Origin of the sequence: Arthrobacter sp. NPDC058288 (assembly GCF_042880995.1) — a bacterium.
In the GTDB taxonomy this organism is placed as follows: domain Bacteria; phylum Actinomycetota; class Actinomycetes; order Actinomycetales; family Micrococcaceae; genus Arthrobacter.
The window spans coordinates 287,190-309,048 of the sequence record NZ_JBHVYH010000001.1 but is presented as its reverse complement, the minus strand read 5'-3'; the positions used below and the strand labels follow the sequence as shown (position 1 = coordinate 309,048).

The following is a 21,859-nucleotide window of genomic DNA, read 5'->3' as shown; positions in this document are numbered from 1 at the left end:
GCGATTTCGACGACCTCAATCACCGCTGTGTGGTATTGATAAGACTTATGGGGAGACATTGGCGCAGACCACGCTGGCAGTTCGACTTCACTGTGCCGCTTCCCCCGCCACAGGCACTCCCCTACCTCCTCCTGGCGCTCCTAGCCATCGCGGCGCTGGGTGTGGCGGCTTTGGCGCTGTTCCGGACGTCCTGAGGCCCGTTTGAAGCGCCTGGAGCAGTCGTGGTTTTGGCGGGCAGTGCTTGCTGCCATGCTGGTACCGCTGGCGCTGCTGGCCTTCTGGCCCAGCCCGGTAGACAAACCCGTGCAGGGCGAGCTGGCGGGCTTCCTCATCCTTATCCACGCACTAGGAATCCCAGCCTGGATCAATTACGCGTTCATTGAGGCCACAGCAAATGTAGTGCTGTTCGTAACTGTTGGCTTAGTTGCTTCCCAGGGCTTCCCGAACAAACGCATTTGGCAGCTTGGCGCCTTTGGGCTGGTGGTGTCCGGCTGCATGGAGCTGGGACAACAGCTTTTTCTTCACGACCGGTTCGCGAGCCCGCTGGATCTTGTCACAAATACTGCGGGCTGTGTCATAGGGGCTGTGGCAGCCCGCGTTGGGCTCAGGGAGCTAAAACGCAGACAGGCCCACCGCCAAATGACGATGAGCCTGCCGCAAAACAGTTTGTGAGCTGCCTTAGTCGTTCACGAACTCCTTCATCCATGCTTTCAAGTCTTCGCCGAAGTCCACACGCTCAGACGCGATGGAAATAACCGCCTTGATGTAGCTCAGCTTGTCTCCGGTGTCGTAGCGGCGCCCACGGAACACCACGCCATACACACCTCCACCTTCGCCGCCGGACGTTGCCAGGGTCTGCAGCGCATCCGTCAGTTGGATCTCGCCGCCGCGGCCCGGCTCAGTCTCTTCCAGCACATCAAAAACAGCCGGGTGCAAAACGTAGCGGCCAATGACGGCCAGGTTGGACGGAGCCTCATCTACCGAAGGCTTCTCCACCAGCCGGTTCACCCGGAAGTAGTTCTCGCCGTCCACGGGGGTGATGTCCGCGCAGCCGTACGCACTGATCTGCGACGGGTCCACCTCGATCAGTGCGACAACAGAGCCGCCGGTCTTGGCCTGCACATCAATCATGGTGCTAAGCAGCTCGTCGCGGGCGTCGATAAGGTCATCGCCCAGGAGGACAGCGAACGGCTCATCCCCCACGTGCTGGCGCGCGCACAGAACGGCGTGGCCCAGACCCTTGGGGTCACCCTGGCGCAGGTAGTGCAGCGGAGCGAGGCTGGAGGCGTGCTGAACGGCCTCCAGACGGTCCAGGTCGCCCTTGAGCTCCAAGGTGCGCTCCAGAGCCGGAGCCCGGTCAAAGTGGTCCTCCAGGGCGCGTTTCTGGCGCCCGGTGATCATGAGGAGATCAGTCAGCCCTGCCTTAACGGCTTCTTCCACCACGTATTGGATTGCGGGCTGGTCAACAACCGGCAGCATTTCCTTTGGCATTGCCTTGGTGGCGGGCAGGAAGCGAGTTCCCAAACCGGCAGCAGGAATGACGGCTTTTCTTACTGATTTCCCCAAAGTCATAGCTGAACCATACAAATCGTTGGAGGAAACTGGCAATTCAGGGCCAAGTTTACGCACCCCATGGGGAGGCCTGCCCATCGCAGCGGTTTCTATTTCGGGACATACTTCTGGTTGCAGCTTTCGAGAATATTGGGGGACATTTTGAATAACGACCAGCAGCCAGGTGTACCGCAGCAGCCGGAACACACCGGGTGGCAGCAGCCCGAGCAGCCGCAATTCGGCCAGGCGCCCTATCCCCCGCGTGCGGACCAGTACAACGTCAACCAGCCGCCCTACGGCGAGCCCGGACAAGGCCAGTACAACCAGCCTCCCTACGGTGAGCCCGGACCGGGACAGTTCGGCCAGGTCCCGTCCAAGGGTGGCTTCCCCGTCTGGGGCTGGGTGGCAAGCGGCGTGGGTGCCGTGGCAGTCCTGGCTGTGGCCGGCGTGATGGTCCTGGGCGGACTCGGCTCCAACAAACAACAAGAAGCCGCTCCGGCACCGACGGAGACCGACGGCAGTTCTGAATCGGCCGGGGCAACCGACGGCGCAACCGGCGAGTCCTCGGCCGCAGCCTCCGGCGAAGAAGACTTCTACATCTTCCAGGACGCCGACTTCACCTCGGCACCTGTCTGGTCCACCAAAATGCCGGAAGGCTGGACCACGTCAGAGGTCAAAAACGGAACCATTCAGTACCGCAGCAAAGAGAGCCCCTGCAACTTCACTACGCACCAGGCCATCCTGCCGCCCCGCGCTGAAACCACCGACGAAGAAGCGACCAAGGCCTCGATGCAGCTCGAAATCGACGGCATCAAATCAACGGTGGGAAAGCCGGTCACCGTTGTGACCGACGCGGACTCGCTCTACACCAAGTTGCGGAACGCCGATGGCCGCGTCATCGAAATGCAGGAAGCGGAGCTTCGGTTCAAGAACAAGAGTGACGTGGACGTGGTGTACCGCATCGCCGTGCGGTCCATGCCGGCCGGCGACGGCCTCATGGAACTCATCCTCGCCTGCCCTGCCAACCTGCCCACGGAGTCAGAACTGTGGACAGAACTGACGGACAGCGTCACCATGGTTGACGATCCGGCGGCCTGATTCCGTCGGGGACCATCAGCGGCCTTTGAACTCCGGGGTCCGCTTCTCCTGGAACGCCTTGAAGCCCTCTGAATAGTCTTCGGACTTGCACAGCCGGGCCTGTTCCGCGTTTTCCTCTTCCATGGCTTCCCAGAGGCCAAGGCGCTGGTCGCGGATGTGGGCCACCAGGTCCTTGCTGGCGTTGAAAGCGCCCGTGGCGCCCGTGGCAACCTTCGCCACGATGCCGCGGGTGTTTTCCAGCAGCTCGCCCTTGGGCATGGCGCGGCTGAACATCCCCTGCGCCACGGCCTCGGCGCCGGACATCAGCTCGGCGGTGTAGATCAGGTCCAGCGTCCGGTGCATGCCCAGCCGTTCGGTGAAGTACCAGTGCCCGCCGGAATCCAGGGTGGCGCCCAGCTTGGCGAACGGCGATCCGAACTTGGCGTCCTCCGCCACATACACCACGTCCGTGGCCAACAGCAGGCCCAGCCCCACACCCAGGCAGGCGCCCTGCGCCGCCGCGAACGTGGGTGCCGGAAACTCAGTCATCTTCTTCAGCAGCGGCTGCAGCAAACCGCCCAGGTACCCCTGCACATCGTCCGTCTCCGGCGTGACGCCGGCAATGTCCCGGCCCGCGCAGAAGGCGCGTCCCTCTCCCCTGAGCAGCAGCGCCCGCACCTCACCGCGCGAGGCGGCGTCAGCGGCGTCGTCGTACGCCTGTGTTAAATCCTTCAGCGCCTGCTCGTCCAGTGAGTTCAGCTTGTGCGGGGCATTCAGCACAACCTCGGCGATGCCGTCGGCGATGGAGAGGGAGATCATGGGGCTCCTGTTCGTGGCCGTGACAGCCGGGTTGGGAAGGGCTTAGACGTCGAAGTCGACGGTGACTTCCGGGGTGGTGGGGTGGGACTGGCAGGTGAGTACGTAGCCCTTGTCCAGTTCATCCTGCTCCAGGGCGTAGTTCTCGTCCATGGTGACGGCACCGGTGACCACCTTGGCGCGGCAGGTGCCGCACACTCCCCCGGCGCACGCGAACGGCACGTCCGGGCGCACCCGCAGGGCGGCGTTGAGGAGGGATTCGCGGGCATGGGTGGGGCTCTCCACCTTGCCTTCGAGGCCGTCCAGCTTGAACGTGATCTTGTAGGTGTCCTTGGACTCGTCCGCGATCACCGGGCGGCCGATGTTGCCCTCGGGACGGTCCGGCTTGCCGGAGGTGAACAGCTCAAAGCGGACATGTTCGGGCTTCACACCGCGGGCCGCCAGGGTGTCCCGGCACAGCTGCACCAGCTCGAACGGCCCGCACAGGAACCACTCGTCCACATCGTCCGCGTGGATGGCGGTGCCCAGCAGCGCCTGGAGCTTCTCGGCGTCGATCCTTCCGCTCAGCAGCGGCGCGATGCGCTGCTCGCGGGACAGCACGTGGTGCAGGGCCAGGCGGCTGGGGTACTTGTCCTTCAGGTCCGCGAGCTCCTCCAGGAACATCACGTCCATGGCGGCCTTGTTGGCGTAGATCAGGTCGAAGCGGGTCTCCGGGTTCGCCGCCAGCAGCGTACGGGCAATCGCGATCACCGGGGTGATGCCGGAACCGGCGGCGATGGCCACGAAGCAGCCGGGCTCCCCCACCAAGTCCTCCGGGTGGTTCATGGAGTTCATGACGTTCTGCTCCACGGCCTTGCCGTCCCGGCCGTGCTTGGAGACGAACGCACCCATGGGACTCATCACGTCCAGCTGGTCGCCGGGCTTCAGCTCGGCATTGGCCCACGTCGAGAACAGCCCGCCCAGGTCCTTCTTGATGGCCACGCGGATCTCGCTGCTGCCGTCCGCGAAGCTGCGCGGCTCGGCGCAGATGGAGTAGCTGCGGCGCACCTCGTGCGGCTGGCCGTTCTCATCCGGCATGGTGGTGCGCAGGGCCACGTACTGCCCGGGCAGGTAGTCGTACTGGCCGGCAAGCTCCGCCGGGACCCCGAACGTCACCTCGATGGCATCGTCCGTGAGCCGGCGGACTTCCGCCACCGTCAGCGTGTGGAAGGACGCACGACGGCGGCCGGTGGCCGTGGCCTGTTCAGCGGCAGTCTGGCGGACAACAGTCATGGGAGCACCTGTTCCTTACAAAACTTTGAAGTAGTCGAACGGTTCCTTGCAGTCCTGGCAGACGTACAGCGCCTTGCAGGAGGTGGAACCGAAGCGGGTGAGTTCCTTGGTGTTCAACGATGAACACTGCGGGCATTTGACGGCCATTTGCAGGCGGATTGGTCCTGCGTGGCGGGCAGCGTCCGAGCGGCCGGTGGGCGGCGCGATGCCGTATTCCTTGAGCTTGGCCTTGCCGGACTCGGTCATCCAGTCCGTGGTCCACGCGGGGCTGAGCACCAGCTCCACATGCACGTTGGGGTAGCCCTCCTTGGCGAACACCGCGTTGAGGTCATCGCGGATGGCGTCCATCGCCGGGCAGCCCGAGTACGTGGGCGTGATGGTGATCTGCACGGCGGGCACCATGGCGCCGTCGTCTGCGCTTGGTTCCTTCGTCACCTTGACGTCTCTCAGGATGCCCAGGTCCGCGATGGTGAGCACCGGGATCTCCGGATCGCACACGGTGGCGGCGAGATCCCAGGCCTTCTGCTCCGGAGTTTTCACGGTGCGCGCGGCGTCGCTGTCCGCGGTGGGGTGGCTGACGTACATGTCCGGCATGGCTACCAGCTCGCTCCTGGGTGCTGGCGGGCCAGCACCTGCATCTCTGCCAGCATGTAGCCCAGGTGCTCGGAGTGCCTGCCCTGGCGTCCGCCGCCGAGGGCGGCCGGAACCTGCGGAAACTCGAGTTCCGCCTCGGCCAGGACCTCACCGGTGAGCCGGTCAAAGTCCGCGCGCAGGCTGGAAGGTTCGACGGCGGCACCCGCCGCCGCGAGGCGGGCGGTGAGTTCGTCGTCGCGGAACAGTTCGTCAACGTAGGGCCAGATGACCTTGAAGCCGTGGATCATCCTGCGGCGCGATTCGTCCGTGCCGAGGGCCAGGCGCAGCACCCACTGGGCGCTGTGGTCCCGGTGGTAGTCCACTTCCTTGACGGCCTTGGCGGCGATGCCGGCCAGTGTGGCGTCCGTGGACTTCGTCAGCCGGCTGTAGAGCTCGAACTGGTAGTAGCTCACCACGAACTGCCGGGCGATGGTGACGGCGAAGTCGCCGTTGGGCTGCTCAAAGAGTTCGATGGACCGGAATTCGTCCTCGGAGCGGAAGTAGGCAAGATCGTCCTCGCTCTTGCCGTTGAGGCCGCCGGCGTAGCTGAGGAAGGAGCGGGCGTGGCCCAGCTGGTCCAGGGCGATGTTGCCCAGGGCGATGTCCTCCTCCAGCTCGGGGGCGCGGGAAATCCAGTGGCCCAGGCGCTGGGCCAGGATCAGGGCGTCGTCCCCCAGGCGCAGCGCGAACTCGGCCACGTCCTCGGTGGGCTTGGCCGTGCCGCGGCTGACGGCCAGCGCGATGTCCTCCGGGCGGAGGGCGTTGCCCGGCGTGATCCGGGTGGCGCTGGCGGTGGCGTCCCCGCTGGTGCCGGCGGTGGGGACGCCCACGGAGATGTCCCCGTGGCCGGTTGTTTCTTGTTCTTGCGTTTCAGTCTCAGGTGAGGTGCTCACAGGTGCTTCACGCCCTCGCTCTTGGTGTAGTACGTCGCGTGCCGGTAGTCCTTGCCCTGGGGCGATTCGAAGAAGGCGCCCTTGGCGTCCGGATCGCTGGAGGCGATGGCCTCCGCGGGGACAACCCAGATGGACACGCCTTCGTTGCGGCGGGTGTACAGGTCGCGGGCGTTGCGCAGCGCCATCGCTGCGTCCGGCGCGTGCAAGGATCCGGCGTGCACGTGGGACAGGCCGCGGCTGGAGCGGACAAAGACTTCCCAGATAGGCCAGACGTTGCCGGCGGGGGTTTCGGGGCTCATGCTGCGGATTCCTTCTCTGCTTGCTTCTTGGCCTGTTTTTCCGCGTATGCCGCTGCGGCTTCGCGCACCCAGGTACCGTTCTCGTGTGCTTCGCGGCGCCGTTCCAGGCGCTGGGCGTTGCAGGGGCCGCGGCCCTTCAGGACCTCATGGAACTCGTCCCAGTCCAGCGGGCCGTGCTCCCACTTCTTGGTTTCTTCGTTGAAACGGATGTCCTTGTCCGGGAGCGTGAGGTCCAGGACCTTGACCTGCTCCATCATCATGCCGACGAAGCGGTTGCGGAGTTCGTCATTGCTGAAGCGCTTGATGTTCCAGGCCATGGACTGCTTGGAGTTGGGTGAATCGTCATCCGGCGGGCCGAACATCATCAGGGCCGGGGCGTACCAGCGGTTCACGGCGTCCTGGGCCATCTGCTTCTGCTCGGGGGTGCCGTGCGAGAGTTCAAGCAGGATCTCGAAGCCCTGGCGCTGGTGGAAGGACTCCTCCTTGCAGACGCGCACCATGGCCCGGCCGTAGGGGCCGAAGGACGCGCGGCACAGCGGAACCTGGTTGGCGATCGCGGCGCCGTCCACCATCCAGCCGATAGCTCCCATGTCCGCCCAGGTGCGTGCGGGGTAGTTGAAGATGGAGGAGTACTTGGCCTTGCCGTCCATCAGGTCCTGCATCATCTGGTCCCGCGGCTGGCCCAGGGTCTCGGCGGCCGAGTACAGGTACAGGCCGTGGCCGGCCTCGTCCTGCACCTTGGCCATCAGGATGGCCTTGCGCTTCAGGCTGGGGGCGCGGGAAATCCAGTTGGCTTCCGGCTGCATGCCGATGATCTCCGAGTGGGCGTGCTGCGAGATCTGCCGGAAGAGGGTCTTGCGGTAGGCAGCCGGCATCCAGTCGCGGGGCTCGATGCGCGAGTCCTCCGCCATGACGCGGTCAAAGTACGCCTGACCTTCAGCCTCGTGCCGGGCTGCCTCTTCCAGCTGTTCAGGTGTCAGCTCAGCGGGCACTGACTGCAGGGTCTGCGTTGCCATGGTTGCTCCTATGCATATCCGATAAATAATTACCGACCGTTCGTTCAGGATATGCGGAAGCCGTGAGATGCGTCAAGCACATGCGGCGTTTGGCGGGGTAGCTTCGGGGCGCGAACGCAGCCGCCGACGGAACGCCAGCGGCTGCCAGGGCGCGCCGAGGGCACCGGGGCGCCGGCCACGAAATCCGCGTGTGTAGGCTGTGGGCATGACGGCACCGCAGATCTATGTCAGTTTCCCCGGCACGGCGCGCGAAGCACTCACCTATTACCGTGACATCTTCGGCGGAGAGCTACACCTGTACACCAAGGCGGAGTTCGGTGTCAGCGACGGCCCGCCGGATGACATCGCCCACGGAGTCCTCAGCGGCACCGTGGCCCTGGCCGGATCGGATGCGCCAGCCGACGGGAAGACGGTCCGTTTCGAAGGCCTCATGCTCGCGTTGCTTGGTACCGCCGAGCCCGAGACGCTCCACGAGTGGTTCGACAAGCTCGCCGTCGGCGGCCACGTGGTGGATCCGCTCGCCCCCAAGCCGTGGGGTGCATCCGACGGCCAGGTGATCGACCGGCACGGACTTCACTGGCTTATCGGCTACGAGCCCGGCGAAGCTGGCTGAGGTCTCGCACTATTCGGGGAACTGAACGTACAAACTTCCCCCATCTGGCCTTTTGCAACCGGAGCCGGCCGCGGAACGACAGGTCCGCATAGAGATTCCCGCTCAGGAAGACTTCCGGGGCCGGGAAGACCGCGCGAAAGAGCATCTTCGGCTTGTCCCGCAGCGGGGCCTGGACAATGGCGATGATCCGGGCGCTGCCGGGCTCCTTGGCCAGCAGGCGGTTGCGCCATTCCGTGGAGGGTTGGGGCCACTCCACCGATGCCTCCTGTGGAAGGTGGTCCTCGAGGAATGGACGCATGGCTGCCACGGATCCGGTAGCCGCAGAGATCTCCAGGATGGTGTCGGCGAGCGACTCCCGCTCCGTGAGTTCCGCCAGGAACACGAGCTCCTGCCGGCACGCCGGCAGATGGGGCGAGCGAAGGGCATGCAGGGCAAGAATGAGGATTCCCAGCGCCTTTGACGGGACCCGCACCTCCTGCCCTGCAAGTTCAAGGGCCTCTGTGTGTGCCCACATCGTCTCGAAGGAGTGAGCGGGGTCCAGTTCCATGCCGGGGAACCGGAAGTGGACGTCGATGCAGCAGGGCCAGGACGGATGGTCGATCGTGATGGAGTGCTTCGGAAAGGTCCTGCTGTCCGGGTCAACGGGCCGGTCCCGCCAGCCCCGCTCGCGCATCCCGTTCAGCAACGCTTCCAGGTCCGCCGGGGATACAAAGACATCGACGTCCACGGACATCTTGGGCATGCGCAACCCCTGGACCACGCTGGCCGGACCTTTGATGAAGAACGCCCTGATTCCCAGGCCGTCCGCCACCCGCTGTACCAGGGCATGCCCCAGGAGCACGGCCTCGGGAATGCTCAGCTGCGTTTCATCGGCGGGGTTCTGCATCGCTGGGTTCTGGGTGGCCTGGTTCTGCATGGCGGGGGTGAACATGGCGTGGTTCCGCATGGCTGGGCCTAGCCCCGTGCCCGGCGGCCGGCCGTTGCGGGTTCCAGGACGTCGTCGCGCTCGGTGTCCCACTGGGGTTCGTGCGACACAGCGTCCGGGTGCGCGAACTCCGGGACATCCTGCGTTTCAGGCGCGGAGGTGTACGTCCCGTAGTAGGAGTAGGCGTCGGTGCCCTTGGTGGGCACGTAGTTCAGGACAGCGCCCAGGATGCGGCCCTTCACCTTTTCCAGGTTGCCGAGCGACTGCCCCAGCTGCTCCTGGGTGGTCCTGCCCGTCCGGATCACCACGATGGCACCATCCGCCACGCGGGAGAGGACGGCAGCGTCCGTGACCGGCAGCAGGGGCGGGGCGTCGATCAGGACAATCGCATTCTCAGCCAGCGCGTTGAGCATGTTCTTCATGGCCTTGGACCCCAGCAGCTCGCTGGGGTTCGGCGGAACGCGGCCGGAGCCCAGGACCGAGAGGTTCGGCAGGGCACCCCAGGGCTGGAGGACATCCTCCAGTTCGGCGGTGCCGGTGAGCACGTCGGTGACCCCGACTCCCGGAACCAGGTTGAAAACGTCCACCAGCGTGGGGCGGCGGAGGTCGCCGTCGACCACCACCACGTTCTCGCCGGCGGCCGCCATGGTGACCGCCAGGTTGGCCGTGACGGTGGACTTGCCTTCGGCCTGCATGGAGCTGGTGACCACGATGATCCGCGGCGGCTGGTCCACGTCCAGGAAGCTGAGGTTGGTGCGCAGTTCCCGAAGTGCCTCGGCCATGGCCCCGCCGGCGTCGTGCAGCTGGGCTGCGGCACCGGCGTCCAGGATGGTGCTCTTTTCGTCCAGGCGGTGGTCCACCGGGAGGGTGCCGATCACCGGGACGTCGAAGAGCCGCTCGATTTCGGAGGCATTGCGGATGCGCCGGTCCAGGTGCCGGCGGACCAGCGCATAGGCCACGCCGAGGGCCAGGCCGATCAGCGCACCGAGCGCCAGCGTGAGCTTGACGTTCGGGGACACCGGGCTGGTGGGAAGAACCGCCTTGCCCAGCGGGAGGATCCTGACGGCGGAGGCCGTCGCCGCAGGTGCGAGGGCAGCGCCCGGCGAGGTGCCGGCGTCGGGCGTTGCTGTTTCTGGTGTGGCTGTTTCGATCGCTTCCACCTGGGCGGCGAGGCCGTTCACCCAGGCGTCCGCCACGCGCTGGGCGGTCGCGGGATCGGGCGACTGGGCCGTCACCCGGATCTCCGCGGTATCCAGCGGAACCTTCACGCTGATGGTGCCGAGCAGGGCGTCTGCGGTTGTTTTCAGTTCCAGGGAGGCGATGACCCGGTCGGCGACGAGGCGGGACTTGGCCACGGACTCGTAGTTCTTGACCTTTGCCTTGGCCAGGCTGTCCCCCGCCAGGGAGAGGCTCACGTTGTCCGAGCCGGGCGTGACCACAATGCCGCTGGAATCGGACGAGTAGATCTTGGGCTGAAGGACGGTCCAGCCGAACGCCGTCAACGTGGCCAGCAGCGTGAAGGCGACGATTGCCTTCCAGTACACCCGAACCACCCGAAGGTAGTCGGCCAGGTCCAGGCCGGCAGGTGCTTCGGCGCCGGGCGCGGTGTTGACGCTCATGGTGGTTCCTTCCAAGTTTGTATGTTTCTCTGACCGGTCTTCGTTGCCGGGTTACTGCGTCGGGCGGTCCCCCGCGTTCGAGTGGTCCCGCACGCGGTGGGCGTCCCCGCACGCGGTGGGCGGCTATTCGCCGCCCTGCTCCAAGACTGATTTGGCGATGAGCTGCCCCGCGGCTGCGGCGACGGCGGCCCGGTAGTCCTCTGGTCGGCCGTGCACTTGTGCGATTGCTTCCGTCAGTTCGTTCAGGGTGACGGCGCTGGCTGTTGCCTCCCAGATGGCCGGCCCGATCCCGCTCAGCCGCACGATCTCGGATTCCAGCATCACCAGCAGGTCGCCGTCGACAGTCACGGCATCCTTGGGTTCCACCCGGCGGATCCAGCCTGCGGGGATTTCTCCCGCTTCGGCTTCTGCTGCTGCTGTGGCTGCCGCTCCTGTTGGTCCTGCCGTTGGGCGGGCTTCCCACGTTGGCTTGGAGCGACGCTGCTTTTTGAACAGCGGTTCCAGGGCTTGGGGCAGGTCCGCAGCCTCGGAGTACGTCACCTGCCACACCCCGCCCACACGGTCGATCAGCCGGCACAGCGACTGCAGCGGCTCATCGATTTCGGCCTGCGAGGACGAATCCGGGATGAGCACGAGCAGTGCGTCCGCCAGCGGGAGTTGGCGGAGGGTTGGTGCGTGGTTTGCGGCTTTGTTCGGTTCGGTCCGGCTCGGTTCGGTCCGGTTTGGTTCAGTCCGGTCGAGCAGGACGATGGACTGGATGAACGGCTTGGCCGGTGTCGGCTGGAGGCCGAGTTCATCCGGACCCACCTGGTGCTTGGGTGCGCCCGGACCCTGCTTCAGGGACAGCGGCTTGGGGTAGGGAAGCACCGAACCGTCCGGCCCGATGGCGACGGTTTCGTCCGTGACATACCCGTACGTCCCGGCCAGGACCGAGGCCGCGGTGGTTTTGCCCGTGCCGGACTTGGCGACGAGCGCCACCACGGCGCCGGTGGCGGGATCGGCGACGCCACAGGCGTGGAGCATCATGAATTCGCCGGCGTTTTCCAGGATGGCCGCGACCGTCAGGCGGGAGGTGAGGTTCTCAGCCAGCTCCTCAAAGGAGGCTGCCTGCAGGGCGAACGTCCCGCCGTCGTGCATCAGTGACATATACGAAACGGAGGCGGAGAACGGGAGGGATTCGGTGGGTTCCTTCGCGAGCGGCGGGACCAACGGCGCCTCGGTGCCGGCACAGCGCGACCAGGCCGAGCGCATGCTGTGTTGCTGCTCGGGCGTGACCGCGCGGCCCCAGCGGATGGCGAACTGCGTGCCCAGGACGACGACGCTCAGGATTTCGCCGGCGCCCTTGAAGTCCCCGAAGATCCATTCGCCGGGGAAGCCCCAGTCGAGCTGCGCATTGGCGCCGCGCTCTTTGTCCTCGCCTTTCATGACTCCCCCATCAGTCCTGCCGGTTGGTGCTCGGTTACTGGTTTGCGCTGGCTACTGGTCCTCTTGGTTACTGGTCCGCGCCGGCCGCGGCTTCGATGAGCCGCTGGGCCTCCAGGCTGGCCAGGAAGGCCTCCACCTGGGGCGCCAGTTCACCCGCCGCGTCCTCGAAGGCCGCTTCCAGTTCGGCAATGACGTCCGACTGGTCGCGTCGCCCGTCGAGAAGTTCCCAAATGACCGCCGCAGTGCCGTCGAGGACCACCGGCTGGGTTGCGTCCAAGTGGAGCAGGGCAACCCGGCCGGCGGATTCGGAGCGGACTTCGGCGACGTCGGTGGAGCGGTGGTAGATCATTTGAACTTGATGGACAGGTTGGTCTGCGTTTGGACGGTCAAACCCGAGACCGTAACCGCAACTGTCACCACGTAGTTGTACACGTCGGAGGGCCTGGGTTTTGTCGTCGGCGAAGTATCCTCTGCGGCCGTAAAAGTGACGGGAAAAACCACCTGTGATCCGGCTGCATGTGCGAACAAAGTCGTGGACTCGTACCCGTTGAACGTCGTAGCTTGGAATTCACCAGATGCGGGCTGCTGTACGCCAATTTTGGCGTGAACCGTACCCACAGGCGTAATTGTCACGCTTCCGCTGATGGTCCCAACCGCGTTATCAACTTGGAAGCCCGTGGGACCGTTGCCGCCCTTGCCCCCTCCGACGAAGGTAATTGCTGAACCGGCGCCCAGGACCGTAACGGTCGCGCCGCCCGACGCCGCTGCAGCCGGAGCCGCGATGGCTGTGACGATAACGGGCACCGACCAAGCCACACCTTTTACTACCCTGCGGCGGCTGAACCCGTCCTCTTCGCCGCTCGTGACCTCTGCGTTCAGAACCTCAGACAATTGCGCCCCCACATGGATTTCGACTGGGGCCAGCCCTCGTGGACCGGCCAGATGCTTTCACCGCGTTTCCGCCGGTTGCACCCACTTTCCCCAACGACGCGAAAGGTTCACGCAACCGTTTTGCAAGATTCGGTCAAGGTTTCCTGTGCATGCAAAATTGAGCGATAAGGCGGAATTGAGATTTCATCGCTCCCACAACAAATCACGGCTTTCGGGGTTTGTTGCGCAGAGCAGCGAGCTTGAATGTCGGACCCCTTTGGCAGAGTTATCCCATGGAAGCCGTTGGCGAATTCGCCCCGAACCAGGTCCTGCGCCTAGGGCGGATTTACGACGCGCTTTCGACTCGGCCACGCCCAACCGGACCCTGCGAGCTGTGCCGTCGGTTGACCTCGTCGGCGAGCCGACGGAGCTCGACGGCATGTTCGACGGCGGTGGTTCCGGTGATCTGGCCCGGTGCCTTGAGTTGCTGGCGGCTTTGAGTTCGACGGCGGTTGCGGACGCTGCGGTGTTGGGTTTCCGGGAGGCTGCTGACTTCGCTTCCAACGTCGAGGAAGCCTCCCGCGCCGTTGAGTATTTGCAGGTGGTTGCTGCCGGGGCGGTGGAGCGGTCGCGGCGGGAGGCCTCCGCTGCTGCGCGGGCTGGCTCCGGTGCTGGCTCGGCTGTCGGCTGGACCACCGGGTGGGGAAACGAGACTGCCGTGCACGGGCCGATCGGCTGGGCGGCCGGGACGGCGGGCCAAACGGATGCCGGCCCGGGCGACAGCAAACGAGGCACCGGGGCCGCCGCGGATCACGTGCCGAGCCCGGGCACGCCGAAGACCAATGATCCTGATCTGGCCGATGACGGGTGCCGGAACACCACCGAGTTCCTCCGTTTGAGGTTGCGGATCGGCGCCGGCGAAGCCCGCCGCCGGCTCGCCCTGGCCGAAGCGATACTGCCCCGGACCGGGATCACCGGCCACCCCCAACCTCCGGCCCGCCCTCAGCTGGCCGCGGCCGTGGCATCCGGGTCCGTGGGTTCCCGGTCCGCGACCATCATCACCCTCGCCCTGGACCGGGTCCGGCACCACGCCCCCGACCACACCATGGCCCGGATGGAACACACCCTGACCCGCACCGCGGTCGAGAACGACACCGACTTCCTCGCCCGCATCGCCCGGCAACTCGTTGACGCGATCGACCAGGACGGCGCCGAACCCTCCGAGGAGGAGCTCCGGTGCCGGCAGGGCGTCTTCATCCGGAAACCCCGCCGCGGGCTGCACCACGTGGAATTCTTCGCCACCCCGGACCAGTTCGAACCCCTCCTGACCGTGATGAACACCGCCACCAACCCCCGCACCCAACCAGGCCAGCCTGAAGGCACCGACGGAACCAGTAGCGGCAGCGGGCTGGACCGGCGGACCCGGCCCCAGCAGCTCCTGGACGGCCTCGTCGGCGCCGCCACAGCCGCCCTCGCCAGCGGAACCCTCCCCGCCGCGGGCGGGCTCCGTCCCCAGGTCATGGTCACCATCGACTACCGCGACCTCCTGAACCGCCTCGACCGGCTCGACCACAACAGCGACGGGCCAACCGGCACGTCAGGCACCGGGACCATCCCCGGCACCCTCACGGGCACCGTCACAGCCTCCACGGTCCGCAAGATCGCCTGCGACGCGGACATCATCCCGGTCCTGCTCGGCAGCGAGGGCCGCGTCCTCGATATCGGCCGGACCACCCGGATCTTCCCGCCCCACATCCGCAAAGCCATCACCGCCCGCGACCAGGGCTGCGCGTTCCCGAACTGCACCATCCCCGCACCCTGGTGCGAAGCCCACCACATCACCTACTGGTCACACGGCGGAACCACCAGCACAGAGAACGGCACCCTCCTCTGCTCCCATCATCACCACCTGATCCATAAAGAGCAGAGTGCTCTCTCGTGAGCGTCGCAACACCTGACTGAAAGCGGTGTATTTGTGGGACGTTCACGACGCGGTACGCGGAAGATGGGGCCTTCGGGGTTTACAGAGAAGCGCGAGCGATTCTTTGTCCTTTTCTTTATGTTGTGGCTGGAAGTGCTGGACCTTGGCTTCGATAACTCTAGGGTCCACGACCACGTATGTGCGATCAGCAACTGTCACACGCTGCGCCCTACCCGGCCATGGCTTTGGCGGGCCGCTAAGGGTTGGGTTGCAGCCTTGGAATGTTCTGCTGTTGACTTGTCGGCCGAAAGCGCGAAATGGGTTTCGTGACGTTCCGAGCGTGGAAGTCCACTGAATGCGCAGGGTTTCCACAGTTATGGCGCCTTCGGCTTAAGTGGCACCCAGTTTCTCCACAGTATGGATAAACTTCCCCGTTGCCGCTGTTAGCTTCAAAGTACCGGAGATCACCTGGTGCGGACACTGGTTCCGTCAATGGGACGCGTGGCAGTGGGTCGATCCGCCGGGATGTTTCGCCGTCACTCCACTTCCAGCAAAGGTCTCAAATCCATGCGTAGTTTTTCCCGTGCATCACTTGTTGTAGCAGCCTCCGCGGCCCTGATCGGTTCCATAGCGCTGCCGGCGTCGGCGGCTGACACCACCGCGACCGTCGAGGTTCCGGTCGGTTCGCTGTCGATCTCAGCTCCTGTCGGCGCAGACCTCACCACGATCACTCCCGGCGGAAGTGCATCTGCGACGCTGTCCGGTGTGCAGGTCACCGACACCCGCGCCGGCGAAGCAGGCTGGGCCGCTCAGGTTGTCCTGTCCAACTTCGTGGGAGCCACACCCAGTAACGTCATTCCGGCAACCTTGGCCACCTACGCTCCGGCTGCGGCTGTCCCGACCGGAACCGTCACCGTTGAAGGAACCACGCAGACGGACCTCTCCACCGCCAAGACGGTGCAGGCCGCCACGGCCGTCACCGGGAACAACTCCGCCATCTGGAACGCAGACCTGAGCGTCGCCGCCCCGGCAGATGCCCTGGCCGACGTCTACACGGCAACGCTGACCCACTCCGTTCTCTAGGTCTTCGGACCACGAGACTCCTGTTCCGGGTGCCCGCAGACCGACGTGACGGCACCCGGAACAGGTGCCAGGTCCCCGGACCTGGCACCTGGCACCTGATCCATGCTTCCCAACTAACCCGAGGTCGCCGTTTTGCGTTTCCTGATGACACTGTCCGTGATGATCATGCTCGCCTTTTCCGCCGCGGTCGCTGCGGCGGCGGGTCCGCCGCCGGCGTCGACCGCGCCTGCACCCGCCGGCATCGGCATCAGGCTCTTGGATATCCCGGCCAGCACCAAAGACGATCCCCGGGCACGGACCTATATTATTGACAGGCTCGCGCCCGGCGCCGAAATCAGTCGCCGCATCCAGGTCGAGAACAACACAGGGTCCGCGCAGATGATCCGCCTGTACGCCGGAGCGGCACGTATCGACGGCGGGTCCTTCATCGGTGAGGACGCCGGATCCAAGAATGACCTCAGCACCTGGACGGCCGTGGGCCAACCGCAAGTCAACGTTGCCGCGGGGGCCAAGGCGGAGGTTCCCGTGACCATCAAGGTTCCGTCCGATGCACCGGAAAGCGAACAGTACGGCGCCGTGTGGGCCGAGGTCCGCAGCGCAGCCGGTCAGGGCGGCGTCGTCCAGGCCAACAGGGTCGGGATCCGCGTCTACCTGTCCGTCGGGCCCGGGAACGGCAAGCCGGCCGACTTCACCATCACCTCCCTGACCCCGTCGCGGGATGAGCAGGGTAATCCGCAGCTCAGCGCGCTCGTGACCAACACGGGCGGACGCGCCCTTGACGTTACCGGGGACCTTCGCCTCGCGGCCGGTCCCGGAGGACTGTCCGCCGGGCCCTTCGGCATCCAGAACGCCACAACCATTGCCCCGGGCAAAGCCCAAAACGTGATCTTCACGCTGCCATCCGAACTCCCCGATGGTCCCTGGACCGTGAACGTCGGACTCAGGAGCGGCCTGATGGAACGGGAGGCCTCGGCGCCGGTCACATTCCCCGCGGCCGGACCCGGCGAAGCCGTGTCCCCCGCCCCGGACAGCGAAATGCCCTGGCTTGTTCCCGCAGCAGTCGCGGCGGCGTTAGCCATCACAGCCCTCCTATCAGTCCTCCTGCTGCGCCGCCAGCGCCCTTCCGGCCGTAACACGGCCGTACCGGCCGACGGAACCCGCCGGGCCACCCGCAGAAACGCCGATGTCACCCGGTAAGGGATGGTCCCGGCCCGACACGCGGGCCGCGAAACCAAGCAACGACCCGAGCAACCGACGTGATGACATGCCCGCCCGTGGCGGCCTGACGGGCCCCGACCGACCGGAAACTGTCATGCCCGGAGACTACCGGCCCCACCGCGATGCAACGTCGCTTCTTTCAATGCTTGCCCCCGAGCTGAGCGTCCACCACAACACCAGCGGTGCGAACGGACGGAACATCCTCACCTGCGTTCTGGCCGTCCAGGCAGCGCTGGTGCTGAGCACAGCGGCTGCACTGTTGCTTCTGCCATTGGTACCGTTCACGCCTTCCGCAGCGCAGATCATCGCCGGATCCCTGGTGGTGATCCTGATTCACGCCGCGGCGCTCTACATCATGAGGTTAGTGAAGGCCCGACGGCGGGAGAGGATCCGCGCCAAGGGCGCCGTCGAGCTCATCGACACCGTTCTCTGCACCAGCAGGGAGTGGCTGTGGGCCGTCGATGATCTGGGATATTTCACCTTCTCCAGCAGCGCCAGCCAAACTTTGCTCGGGTACCACGCCTCCGAACTGATCGGCAAGCCGTGCAGCATGGTGATCGAAGCGGACGACCTGGTCCGGGCCCGGGAAACCGTGCAGTCCTCCCAGGAGACTGACACCTCGCTTTGGACGGGTGTGATCGTCCGGTGCCGGCACCGTGACGGCAGCACAGTCTGGATGGAATCCTCCGGCAAAACACGTCCCGCCGCAGCCGGACAGCGCGGCGGATCCCACGGCACGAGCCGGCTCCTGGCAGGCAGGACCGCGGAGGAGGCCGCTGCCGACCACAGCAGGGCCCGCATCCGGGAAGTTATTGACGGGCAACTGCTGTTCACGGCATTTCAACCCATCCACGATTTGGGCTCAGGAAACGTAATCGGCGTCGAAGCATTGTCCCGTTTCGTCAGCGACAACGGCGCCCCGGCCGAGTACTGGTTCAATGAAGCCACCGCTGTCGGACTCGGACCGCAGCTCGAATTCGCCGCGATGGAAGCAGCCCTCTCGGCAGCGCATGACCTCCCCGCCGGCGTGTATCTGGCGCTAAACCTCTCCCCGGCCACCTGCCTGGACCGCAGGCTGCAGGGAACACTGGCCCTCTCACCCGTTCCTCTGGACCGGATTGTCCTGGAACTGACCGAACGCCTGGAGGTGGAGGACTACGGCGTCCTAACCGCGGAACTTGCACCCCTGCGAAGGCGTGGACTGCGCATAGCCGTGGACGATGCCGGCTCCGGGTTCGCCTCCATGCGCCACATCCTGCACCTCCGGCCCGACATCATCAAGCTGGACCGCAGCCTCATCGCCGGCATCAACGAAGACATCGGGCAACATGCACTTGGGGCGGCCATGGTCGAATTCGCCCGACAAACCAGGGCAACCCTCGTCGCCGAAGGCATAGAAACCGCCGCCGAACTCGCCGCCGTGACCGGCCTCGGAATGACCGCAGGCCAGGGCTACTTCCTGGGCCGGCCAACGATCCAGCCTGAGGAATGGGCCAAATGGCCTGTAGACCTCGGAAACCGGAACGCAAACAGCTAAGCAGGCGGGCGTTCGTTCGACGCCGTAGGGGCGCTGTTCCCCCATGTCGCCACCAATGGAAACTGACATGACCGCCGGTGCCGGTCGCGCAGGGATCAGAGAGTCATCCTGCTCCCCGGCCCTGCGCATATGACTGTGTGGATCCTGAACTCCCGGTTAGTATCAGCCCCGGTTCCCCCGACGAAAGGTCCCCCGCCCCGTGGATTTCACCCGGTACATTACTTCCCTGGCGATTTTTCTCTTCGTGTCACTGACGATCACGATCAGCGCGCACCTGATCCTGCGCCGACATACCCGGGCGAGGGCCAAAGCACTCACGGAAAGCAACGGATAGGAGACCATGCCGTACCTTGACATCAACCCTCATCGTTCGGGCCCGAAATGGCCGGCCTACGCCCTGCTGGGAACTCTCTTGGTCCTCACCACCGTCGTCGTCATCATGGCGCTGTCGGCCGGGTAGGCTGCCCGCCCTCGGATCGTCTACCCCAAGGGAAACCAGCTTCGGCCACCTCCGGCCATGATCAGCCGCTCAAGGAAGCCACAAGGTTTCCGCAGTTTCTACCTTCCGCCGGCTATTACGGAATCCGGGCACGTAGCCTTATGAGATGTCCAGTTCAGCCCCCGAGCCCGGCGCCCGCAGCGCGGACAGCGTCCACCAGCAACCGTCCGACCTGCAGCAATCGGCAAGCCTCGGAGACGGGGTCGACGAGCTGCCTTTGGTGGACTTGGCAGTTCTCGCAGAACTGGAAGAAGATCTCGGCAGCCCGGACATCGCATGGAACTTTGCCCGGGACTACATCCTGATTTGGCGGCGGCGGCAGCTGGCTCTCTCCGCGGCGTTGGAGCGGCGCGAACGGTCAGCGGCGCTTGATGCGGTCATCAGCGTGCGAATATCGGCGGCCATGATCGGAGGGATGCGGCTGGCTTACCTGGCAGGGACGCTGCACGCCCTCATACAGGCGGGGGACATGGAAGGCGGCGAGGAGCTCCTGGCCACGGTCGATGACTATGGAAGTGCAACGGTGAAAGAACTCGAACGCAGCTATGTCCTGAAGGCGAGGACACCCTGAGTAGCACCCCAGATCGTGGGTTTATGACCGCCCGTTCTGCCGTGCCGCGCTGTCGGGCGCGAGCCGGTACCCGACGCCCCGGACAGTCTGCAGCCACCGGGGCGATTCGGGGTCTTCGCGGAGCTTTCGGCGCAGATTTCCCACGTGCACCTCGACGGCCCGCTGGTCCGAATCGCTGATGTAGGTGTCCTGACTGTAGTAATCGCCCCGGACCACACGTACCAGTTCTGTTCTGGAACGCACCTCGCCGCCGGCGCGCAACAGGTCGTGAAGGAGGTCAAACTCGCTCCGAGTGAGCTCCAGCGATTCCCCTGCCAGCTCGGCCGTCCGGCTCTTGGAATTCAACGACAGCCCGTTGTGCTGCAGGACGCCCTCCTGCCGTTCCGCGCCGGTGGAAGATGCCGGTGCGCCCGCCGGTGGCTCCTGGCCGGACGGGTGGTGCCGGGGACGACGCATCATGGCCCCGATCCTGGCCCGCACCTCCCGAGGGCGGAACGGTTTGGTGATGTAGTCGTCCGCTCCGGCGTGCAGCGCGGTCAACAGGTCCGGCTCCTCGGTTCTGCCGGTAAGCATCATCACATAGGCGTTGCTGAACTGCCGGATGCGCCGCAGGACCTCGAACCCGTCTATGTCCGGCAGGCCGATATCCAGGGTCACGATGTTTGCGTGCTTGTCCCTCACGACTTCCACCCCCTCCCGGCCGCTCGTGGCTGAATGCACCTCGAAGCCTGCCTGAAGAAGCACCGCCTGCAGAAGATTCCGCATGTCGTCGTCGTCTTCAATGACGACGGCCACGCCCAAGTCACTCATGGCCCCCACCTTTTGCGCGGGCGAATCCATATCAGCCCAGTACTGATACGGAATTTGCCCTCCGTTTCCAAGCTACAATGCCAAGCCGGCTTTGCATAACATTTAGCAGGAATAAATAATGAATGTAGTTCATTATGATGTGACGCGTACTGTTACAACATCGCCGGCTAATTGCGTCCGGGCTTCGAATCTTCCGAGTTTATAAATCGGGATCCGTCGCGTATGGGTTATTGGTTCATTTGTCTCATTTACCCCTCTTGCATCGGGGAACTTGTCATGGCCTGTCACGGTTTAGTGACTTGAGTGTAAAGTGAGCGAGACTTGTTCCGGGCCGGTGACCGTTGCTGGACGCCTGTCCAGAGGAGTTTGAAGGCAGGACGGGGGTGAGGGCAGTGGAGGTCTCGATTGGGGAAGCCAGAGGCACAATCGAACTGGCAGAGGGGATCCTTCATCTGCGGTGGGCTCCCGGGCAGGCCATCAACGAGGTGGACGCCAGGGCCGCTATGGCGGCGTTGAAGAAGATTTGCGGTGACCAGCGGTATCCAATGCTTGTCACCCTGGCCGCGCCGGTTTGGCTGAGCTGCAAGGCGCGGAAGGTTCTTACTCTTCCGGGACCGGCTACTCGGATCGCACTCCTGGGATCAACACCGGTTGACGCTGTGTTGGCGAAGTTCTTCCTGTCCGGCAGCGCCCTGCCCTGCCCGGCGCGGTTTTTCACCTCAGCTGATACAGCAATGATCTGGCTCCGTGACTTGTGACGATAGAAAGCCGTGCCGGCTGCCGCATGCGCTCGGATGCAGAATCACCGTGAAGGCAGCCTGGTTCCTTGATCCGTCTAGACCCGACAGGTAAACAAGATTAAGGAAGAACAGCTGCCAAACTCTCAAAACGTTAATGGGGAAAGGGATGAGAGCGTATGGGTGGGGGCCAGCCAATGCCGTCTGAAAATGAGCGCCTCTATGCGCTCGTGATGCAACTCAATGATGTGCTCACCCGCCTGGGTTCCGCACTGCGTGGCCGTCCGTTGTTTGTTGTTGAGAAGGTCCTTGCAGATGAGCTGCGCCGGTCAATCCCGGACGCCAGGTTCAGCGAGGAAGACATCAGGCGATGGTCGGCAGAGATATCGAGCTGAACCCTGCCAAGGACAGCCACTTGAAACCGGACTGCAAGTCACAGCGCCCTCAGCAAATTATCCAGCGGGAATAGCAGCT

22 protein-coding genes are annotated in these 21,859 nt (G+C 64.9%); 9 read left to right on the top strand and 13 right to left on the bottom strand.

Annotated features, from left to right (window positions below):
- The first annotated feature begins 201 nt into the window (after positions 1 to 201).
- Positions 202 to 672: a VanZ family protein gene (locus ACFVWT_RS01420; RefSeq protein WP_390244580.1), complete on the top strand. Its 471-nt coding sequence runs from the start codon at positions 202 to 204 to the stop codon at positions 670 to 672.
- A 6-nt stretch (positions 673 to 678) separates the two neighbouring features.
- On the opposite strand, the gene galU is transcribed toward ACFVWT_RS01420, so the two are convergent.
- Positions 679 to 1,572, bottom strand: coding sequence for a UTP--glucose-1-phosphate uridylyltransferase GalU (gene galU / locus ACFVWT_RS01415; protein ID WP_390244579.1), 894 nt, complete (start codon positions 1,570 to 1,572; stop codon positions 679 to 681).
- A 141-nt stretch (positions 1,573 to 1,713) separates the two neighbouring features.
- On the opposite strand from galU, the gene ACFVWT_RS01410 reads away from it, so the two are divergent.
- Positions 1,714 to 2,649 (top strand): hypothetical protein, encoded by a 936-nt coding sequence (locus ACFVWT_RS01410; protein WP_390244577.1) that lies wholly within the window; start codon positions 1,714 to 1,716, stop codon positions 2,647 to 2,649.
- 15 nt (positions 2,650 to 2,664) lie between these two features.
- On the opposite strand, the gene ACFVWT_RS01405 is transcribed toward ACFVWT_RS01410, so the two are convergent.
- The 6 genes from ACFVWT_RS01405 to paaA are packed head-to-tail and all read right to left on the bottom strand — an operon-like array spanning position 2,665 to position 7,557.
- On the bottom strand, positions 2,665 to 3,447 hold the full coding sequence (locus tag ACFVWT_RS01405) for an enoyl-CoA hydratase/isomerase family protein (RefSeq protein ID WP_390244575.1): 783 nt from the start codon (positions 3,445 to 3,447) through the stop codon (positions 2,665 to 2,667).
- 42 nt (positions 3,448 to 3,489) lie between these two features.
- Positions 3,490 to 4,716 carry a 1,2-phenylacetyl-CoA epoxidase subunit PaaE gene (gene paaE, locus ACFVWT_RS01400; protein WP_390244573.1) on the bottom strand — a complete coding sequence of 409 codons (1,227 nt, stop codon included), beginning with the start codon at positions 4,714 to 4,716 and terminating at the stop codon, positions 3,490 to 3,492.
- 15 nt (positions 4,717 to 4,731) lie between these two features.
- Complete coding sequence (gene paaD / locus ACFVWT_RS01395; protein WP_390247027.1) at positions 4,732 to 5,301, bottom strand: 1,2-phenylacetyl-CoA epoxidase subunit PaaD; 570 nt, start codon at positions 5,299 to 5,301, stop codon at positions 4,732 to 4,734.
- A gap of 11 nt (positions 5,302 to 5,312) precedes the next feature.
- On the bottom strand, positions 5,313 to 6,242 hold the full coding sequence (paaC, locus tag ACFVWT_RS01390; protein ID WP_390244571.1) for a 1,2-phenylacetyl-CoA epoxidase subunit PaaC: 930 nt from the start codon (positions 6,240 to 6,242) through the stop codon (positions 5,313 to 5,315).
- Positions 6,239 to 6,541 carry a 1,2-phenylacetyl-CoA epoxidase subunit PaaB gene (paaB, locus tag ACFVWT_RS01385; RefSeq protein ID WP_011693044.1) on the bottom strand — a complete coding sequence of 101 codons (303 nt, stop codon included), beginning with the start codon at positions 6,539 to 6,541 and terminating at the stop codon, positions 6,239 to 6,241. The genes paaC and paaB overlap by 4 nt, the downstream gene beginning before the upstream one ends.
- Positions 6,538 to 7,557 carry a 1,2-phenylacetyl-CoA epoxidase subunit PaaA gene (gene paaA, locus ACFVWT_RS01380; RefSeq protein WP_390244568.1) on the bottom strand — a complete coding sequence of 340 codons (1,020 nt, stop codon included), beginning with the start codon at positions 7,555 to 7,557 and terminating at the stop codon, positions 6,538 to 6,540. Before paaA ends, paaB begins: the two co-directional genes overlap by 4 nt.
- A gap of 205 nt (positions 7,558 to 7,762) precedes the next feature.
- On the opposite strand from paaA, the gene ACFVWT_RS01375 reads away from it, so the two are divergent.
- Positions 7,763 to 8,170, top strand: a complete 408-nt coding sequence (locus ACFVWT_RS01375) for a VOC family protein (protein WP_390244566.1) — start codon at positions 7,763 to 7,765, stop codon at positions 8,168 to 8,170.
- Here the strand turns inward: ACFVWT_RS01375 and ACFVWT_RS01370 are convergent.
- From ACFVWT_RS01370 to ACFVWT_RS01350, 5 genes are all read right to left on the bottom strand, one after another.
- Positions 8,139 to 9,116 carry a nucleotidyltransferase family protein gene (locus ACFVWT_RS01370; protein WP_390244564.1) on the bottom strand — a complete coding sequence of 326 codons (978 nt, stop codon included), beginning with the start codon at positions 9,114 to 9,116 and terminating at the stop codon, positions 8,139 to 8,141. The genes ACFVWT_RS01375 and ACFVWT_RS01370 overlap by 32 nt on opposite strands.
- 8 nt (positions 9,117 to 9,124) lie before the next feature.
- Positions 9,125 to 10,714: a polysaccharide biosynthesis tyrosine autokinase gene (locus ACFVWT_RS01365; protein ID WP_390244562.1), complete on the bottom strand. Its 1,590-nt coding sequence runs from the start codon at positions 10,712 to 10,714 to the stop codon at positions 9,125 to 9,127.
- A gap of 123 nt (positions 10,715 to 10,837) precedes the next feature.
- Complete coding sequence (locus ACFVWT_RS01360; protein ID WP_390244560.1) at positions 10,838 to 12,139, bottom strand: hypothetical protein; 1,302 nt, start codon at positions 12,137 to 12,139, stop codon at positions 10,838 to 10,840.
- A gap of 67 nt (positions 12,140 to 12,206) precedes the next feature.
- Entirely contained in the window at positions 12,207 to 12,488 is a 282-nt protein-coding gene (locus ACFVWT_RS01355; RefSeq protein ID WP_390244558.1) for a PqqD family protein, read from the bottom strand.
- The gene (locus ACFVWT_RS01350; protein WP_390244557.1) at positions 12,485 to 13,030 is read right to left on the bottom strand and encodes a hypothetical protein; all 546 of its coding nucleotides are present in this window, start codon (positions 13,028 to 13,030) and stop codon (positions 12,485 to 12,487) included. Before ACFVWT_RS01350 ends, ACFVWT_RS01355 begins: the two co-directional genes overlap by 4 nt.
- A gap of 418 nt (positions 13,031 to 13,448) precedes the next feature.
- On the opposite strand from ACFVWT_RS01350, the gene ACFVWT_RS01345 reads away from it, so the two are divergent.
- From ACFVWT_RS01345 to ACFVWT_RS01325, 5 genes are all read left to right on the top strand, one after another.
- The gene (locus ACFVWT_RS01345; protein ID WP_390247025.1) at positions 13,449 to 14,951 is read left to right on the top strand and encodes a DUF222 domain-containing protein; all 1,503 of its coding nucleotides are present in this window, start codon (positions 13,449 to 13,451) and stop codon (positions 14,949 to 14,951) included.
- Positions 14,952 to 15,497: 546 nt separating this feature from the next.
- Entirely contained in the window at positions 15,498 to 16,013 is a 516-nt protein-coding gene (locus tag ACFVWT_RS01340) for a hypothetical protein (protein ID WP_390244555.1), read from the top strand.
- Positions 16,014 to 16,157: 144 nt separating this feature from the next.
- Positions 16,158 to 17,210: a hypothetical protein gene (locus ACFVWT_RS01335; protein ID WP_390244553.1), complete on the top strand. Its 1,053-nt coding sequence runs from the start codon at positions 16,158 to 16,160 to the stop codon at positions 17,208 to 17,210.
- 163 nt (positions 17,211 to 17,373) lie between these two features.
- The gene (locus ACFVWT_RS01330) at positions 17,374 to 18,768 is read left to right on the top strand and encodes an EAL domain-containing protein (RefSeq protein WP_390244551.1); all 1,395 of its coding nucleotides are present in this window, start codon (positions 17,374 to 17,376) and stop codon (positions 18,766 to 18,768) included.
- Between the two features lie 605 nt (positions 18,769 to 19,373).
- On the top strand, positions 19,374 to 19,838 hold the full coding sequence (locus ACFVWT_RS01325) for an Hpt domain-containing protein (protein ID WP_390244549.1): 465 nt from the start codon (positions 19,374 to 19,376) through the stop codon (positions 19,836 to 19,838).
- Positions 19,839 to 19,859: 21 nt separating this feature from the next.
- Here the strand turns inward: ACFVWT_RS01325 and ACFVWT_RS01320 are convergent, their stop codons facing one another.
- The gene (locus tag ACFVWT_RS01320) at positions 19,860 to 20,648 is read right to left on the bottom strand and encodes a response regulator transcription factor (protein WP_390244547.1); all 789 of its coding nucleotides are present in this window, start codon (positions 20,646 to 20,648) and stop codon (positions 19,860 to 19,862) included.
- A gap of 934 nt (positions 20,649 to 21,582) precedes the next feature.
- Here ACFVWT_RS01320 and ACFVWT_RS01315 point away from each other — a divergent pair.
- Positions 21,583 to 21,780 carry a hypothetical protein gene (locus ACFVWT_RS01315; protein WP_390244545.1) on the top strand — a complete coding sequence of 66 codons (198 nt, stop codon included), beginning with the start codon at positions 21,583 to 21,585 and terminating at the stop codon, positions 21,778 to 21,780.
- The last annotated feature ends 79 nt before the right edge of the window (positions 21,781 to 21,859 follow it).

What these genes read in the sequence shown, in the direction of transcription:
- galU (WP_390244579.1), bottom strand. Translation starts at nt 1,572, where the DNA reads ATGACTTTGGGGAAATCAGTAAGAAAAGCCGTCATTCCTGCTGCCGGT.
- ACFVWT_RS01405 (WP_390244575.1), bottom strand. Translation starts at nt 3,447, where the DNA reads ATGATCTCCCTCTCCATCGCCGACGGCATCGCCGAGGTTGTGCTGAAT.
- paaE (WP_390244573.1), bottom strand. Translation starts at nt 4,716, where the DNA reads ATGACTGTTGTCCGCCAGACTGCCGCTGAACAGGCCACGGCCACCGGC.
- paaD (WP_390247027.1), bottom strand. Translation starts at nt 5,301, where the DNA reads ATGTACGTCAGCCACCCCACCGCGGACAGCGACGCCGCGCGCACCGTG.
- paaB (WP_011693044.1), bottom strand. Translation starts at nt 6,541, where the DNA reads ATGAGCCCCGAAACCCCCGCCGGCAACGTCTGGCCTATCTGGGAAGTC.
- paaA (WP_390244568.1), bottom strand. Translation starts at nt 7,557, where the DNA reads ATGGCAACGCAGACCCTGCAGTCAGTGCCCGCTGAGCTGACACCTGAA.
- ACFVWT_RS01375 (WP_390244566.1), top strand. Translation starts at nt 7,763, where the DNA reads ATGACGGCACCGCAGATCTATGTCAGTTTCCCCGGCACGGCGCGCGAA.
- ACFVWT_RS01370 (WP_390244564.1), bottom strand. Translation starts at nt 9,116, where the DNA reads ATGCGGAACCACGCCATGTTCACCCCCGCCATGCAGAACCAGGCCACC.
- ACFVWT_RS01365 (WP_390244562.1), bottom strand. Translation starts at nt 10,714, where the DNA reads ATGAGCGTCAACACCGCGCCCGGCGCCGAAGCACCTGCCGGCCTGGAC.
- ACFVWT_RS01360 (WP_390244560.1), bottom strand. Translation starts at nt 12,139, where the DNA reads ATGAAAGGCGAGGACAAAGAGCGCGGCGCCAATGCGCAGCTCGACTGG.
- ACFVWT_RS01355 (WP_390244558.1), bottom strand. Translation starts at nt 12,488, where the DNA reads ATGATCTACCACCGCTCCACCGACGTCGCCGAAGTCCGCTCCGAATCC.
- ACFVWT_RS01345 (WP_390247025.1), top strand. Translation starts at nt 13,449, where the DNA reads ATGTTCGACGGCGGTGGTTCCGGTGATCTGGCCCGGTGCCTTGAGTTG.
- ACFVWT_RS01340 (WP_390244555.1), top strand. Translation starts at nt 15,498, where the DNA reads ATGCGTAGTTTTTCCCGTGCATCACTTGTTGTAGCAGCCTCCGCGGCC.
- ACFVWT_RS01335 (WP_390244553.1), top strand. Translation starts at nt 16,158, where the DNA reads ATGACACTGTCCGTGATGATCATGCTCGCCTTTTCCGCCGCGGTCGCT.
- ACFVWT_RS01330 (WP_390244551.1), top strand. Translation starts at nt 17,374, where the DNA reads ATGCTTGCCCCCGAGCTGAGCGTCCACCACAACACCAGCGGTGCGAAC.
- ACFVWT_RS01325 (WP_390244549.1), top strand. Translation starts at nt 19,374, where the DNA reads ATGTCCAGTTCAGCCCCCGAGCCCGGCGCCCGCAGCGCGGACAGCGTC.
- ACFVWT_RS01320 (WP_390244547.1), bottom strand. Translation starts at nt 20,648, where the DNA reads ATGAGTGACTTGGGCGTGGCCGTCGTCATTGAAGACGACGACGACATG.
- ACFVWT_RS01315 (WP_390244545.1), top strand. Translation starts at nt 21,583, where the DNA reads ATGCCGTCTGAAAATGAGCGCCTCTATGCGCTCGTGATGCAACTCAAT.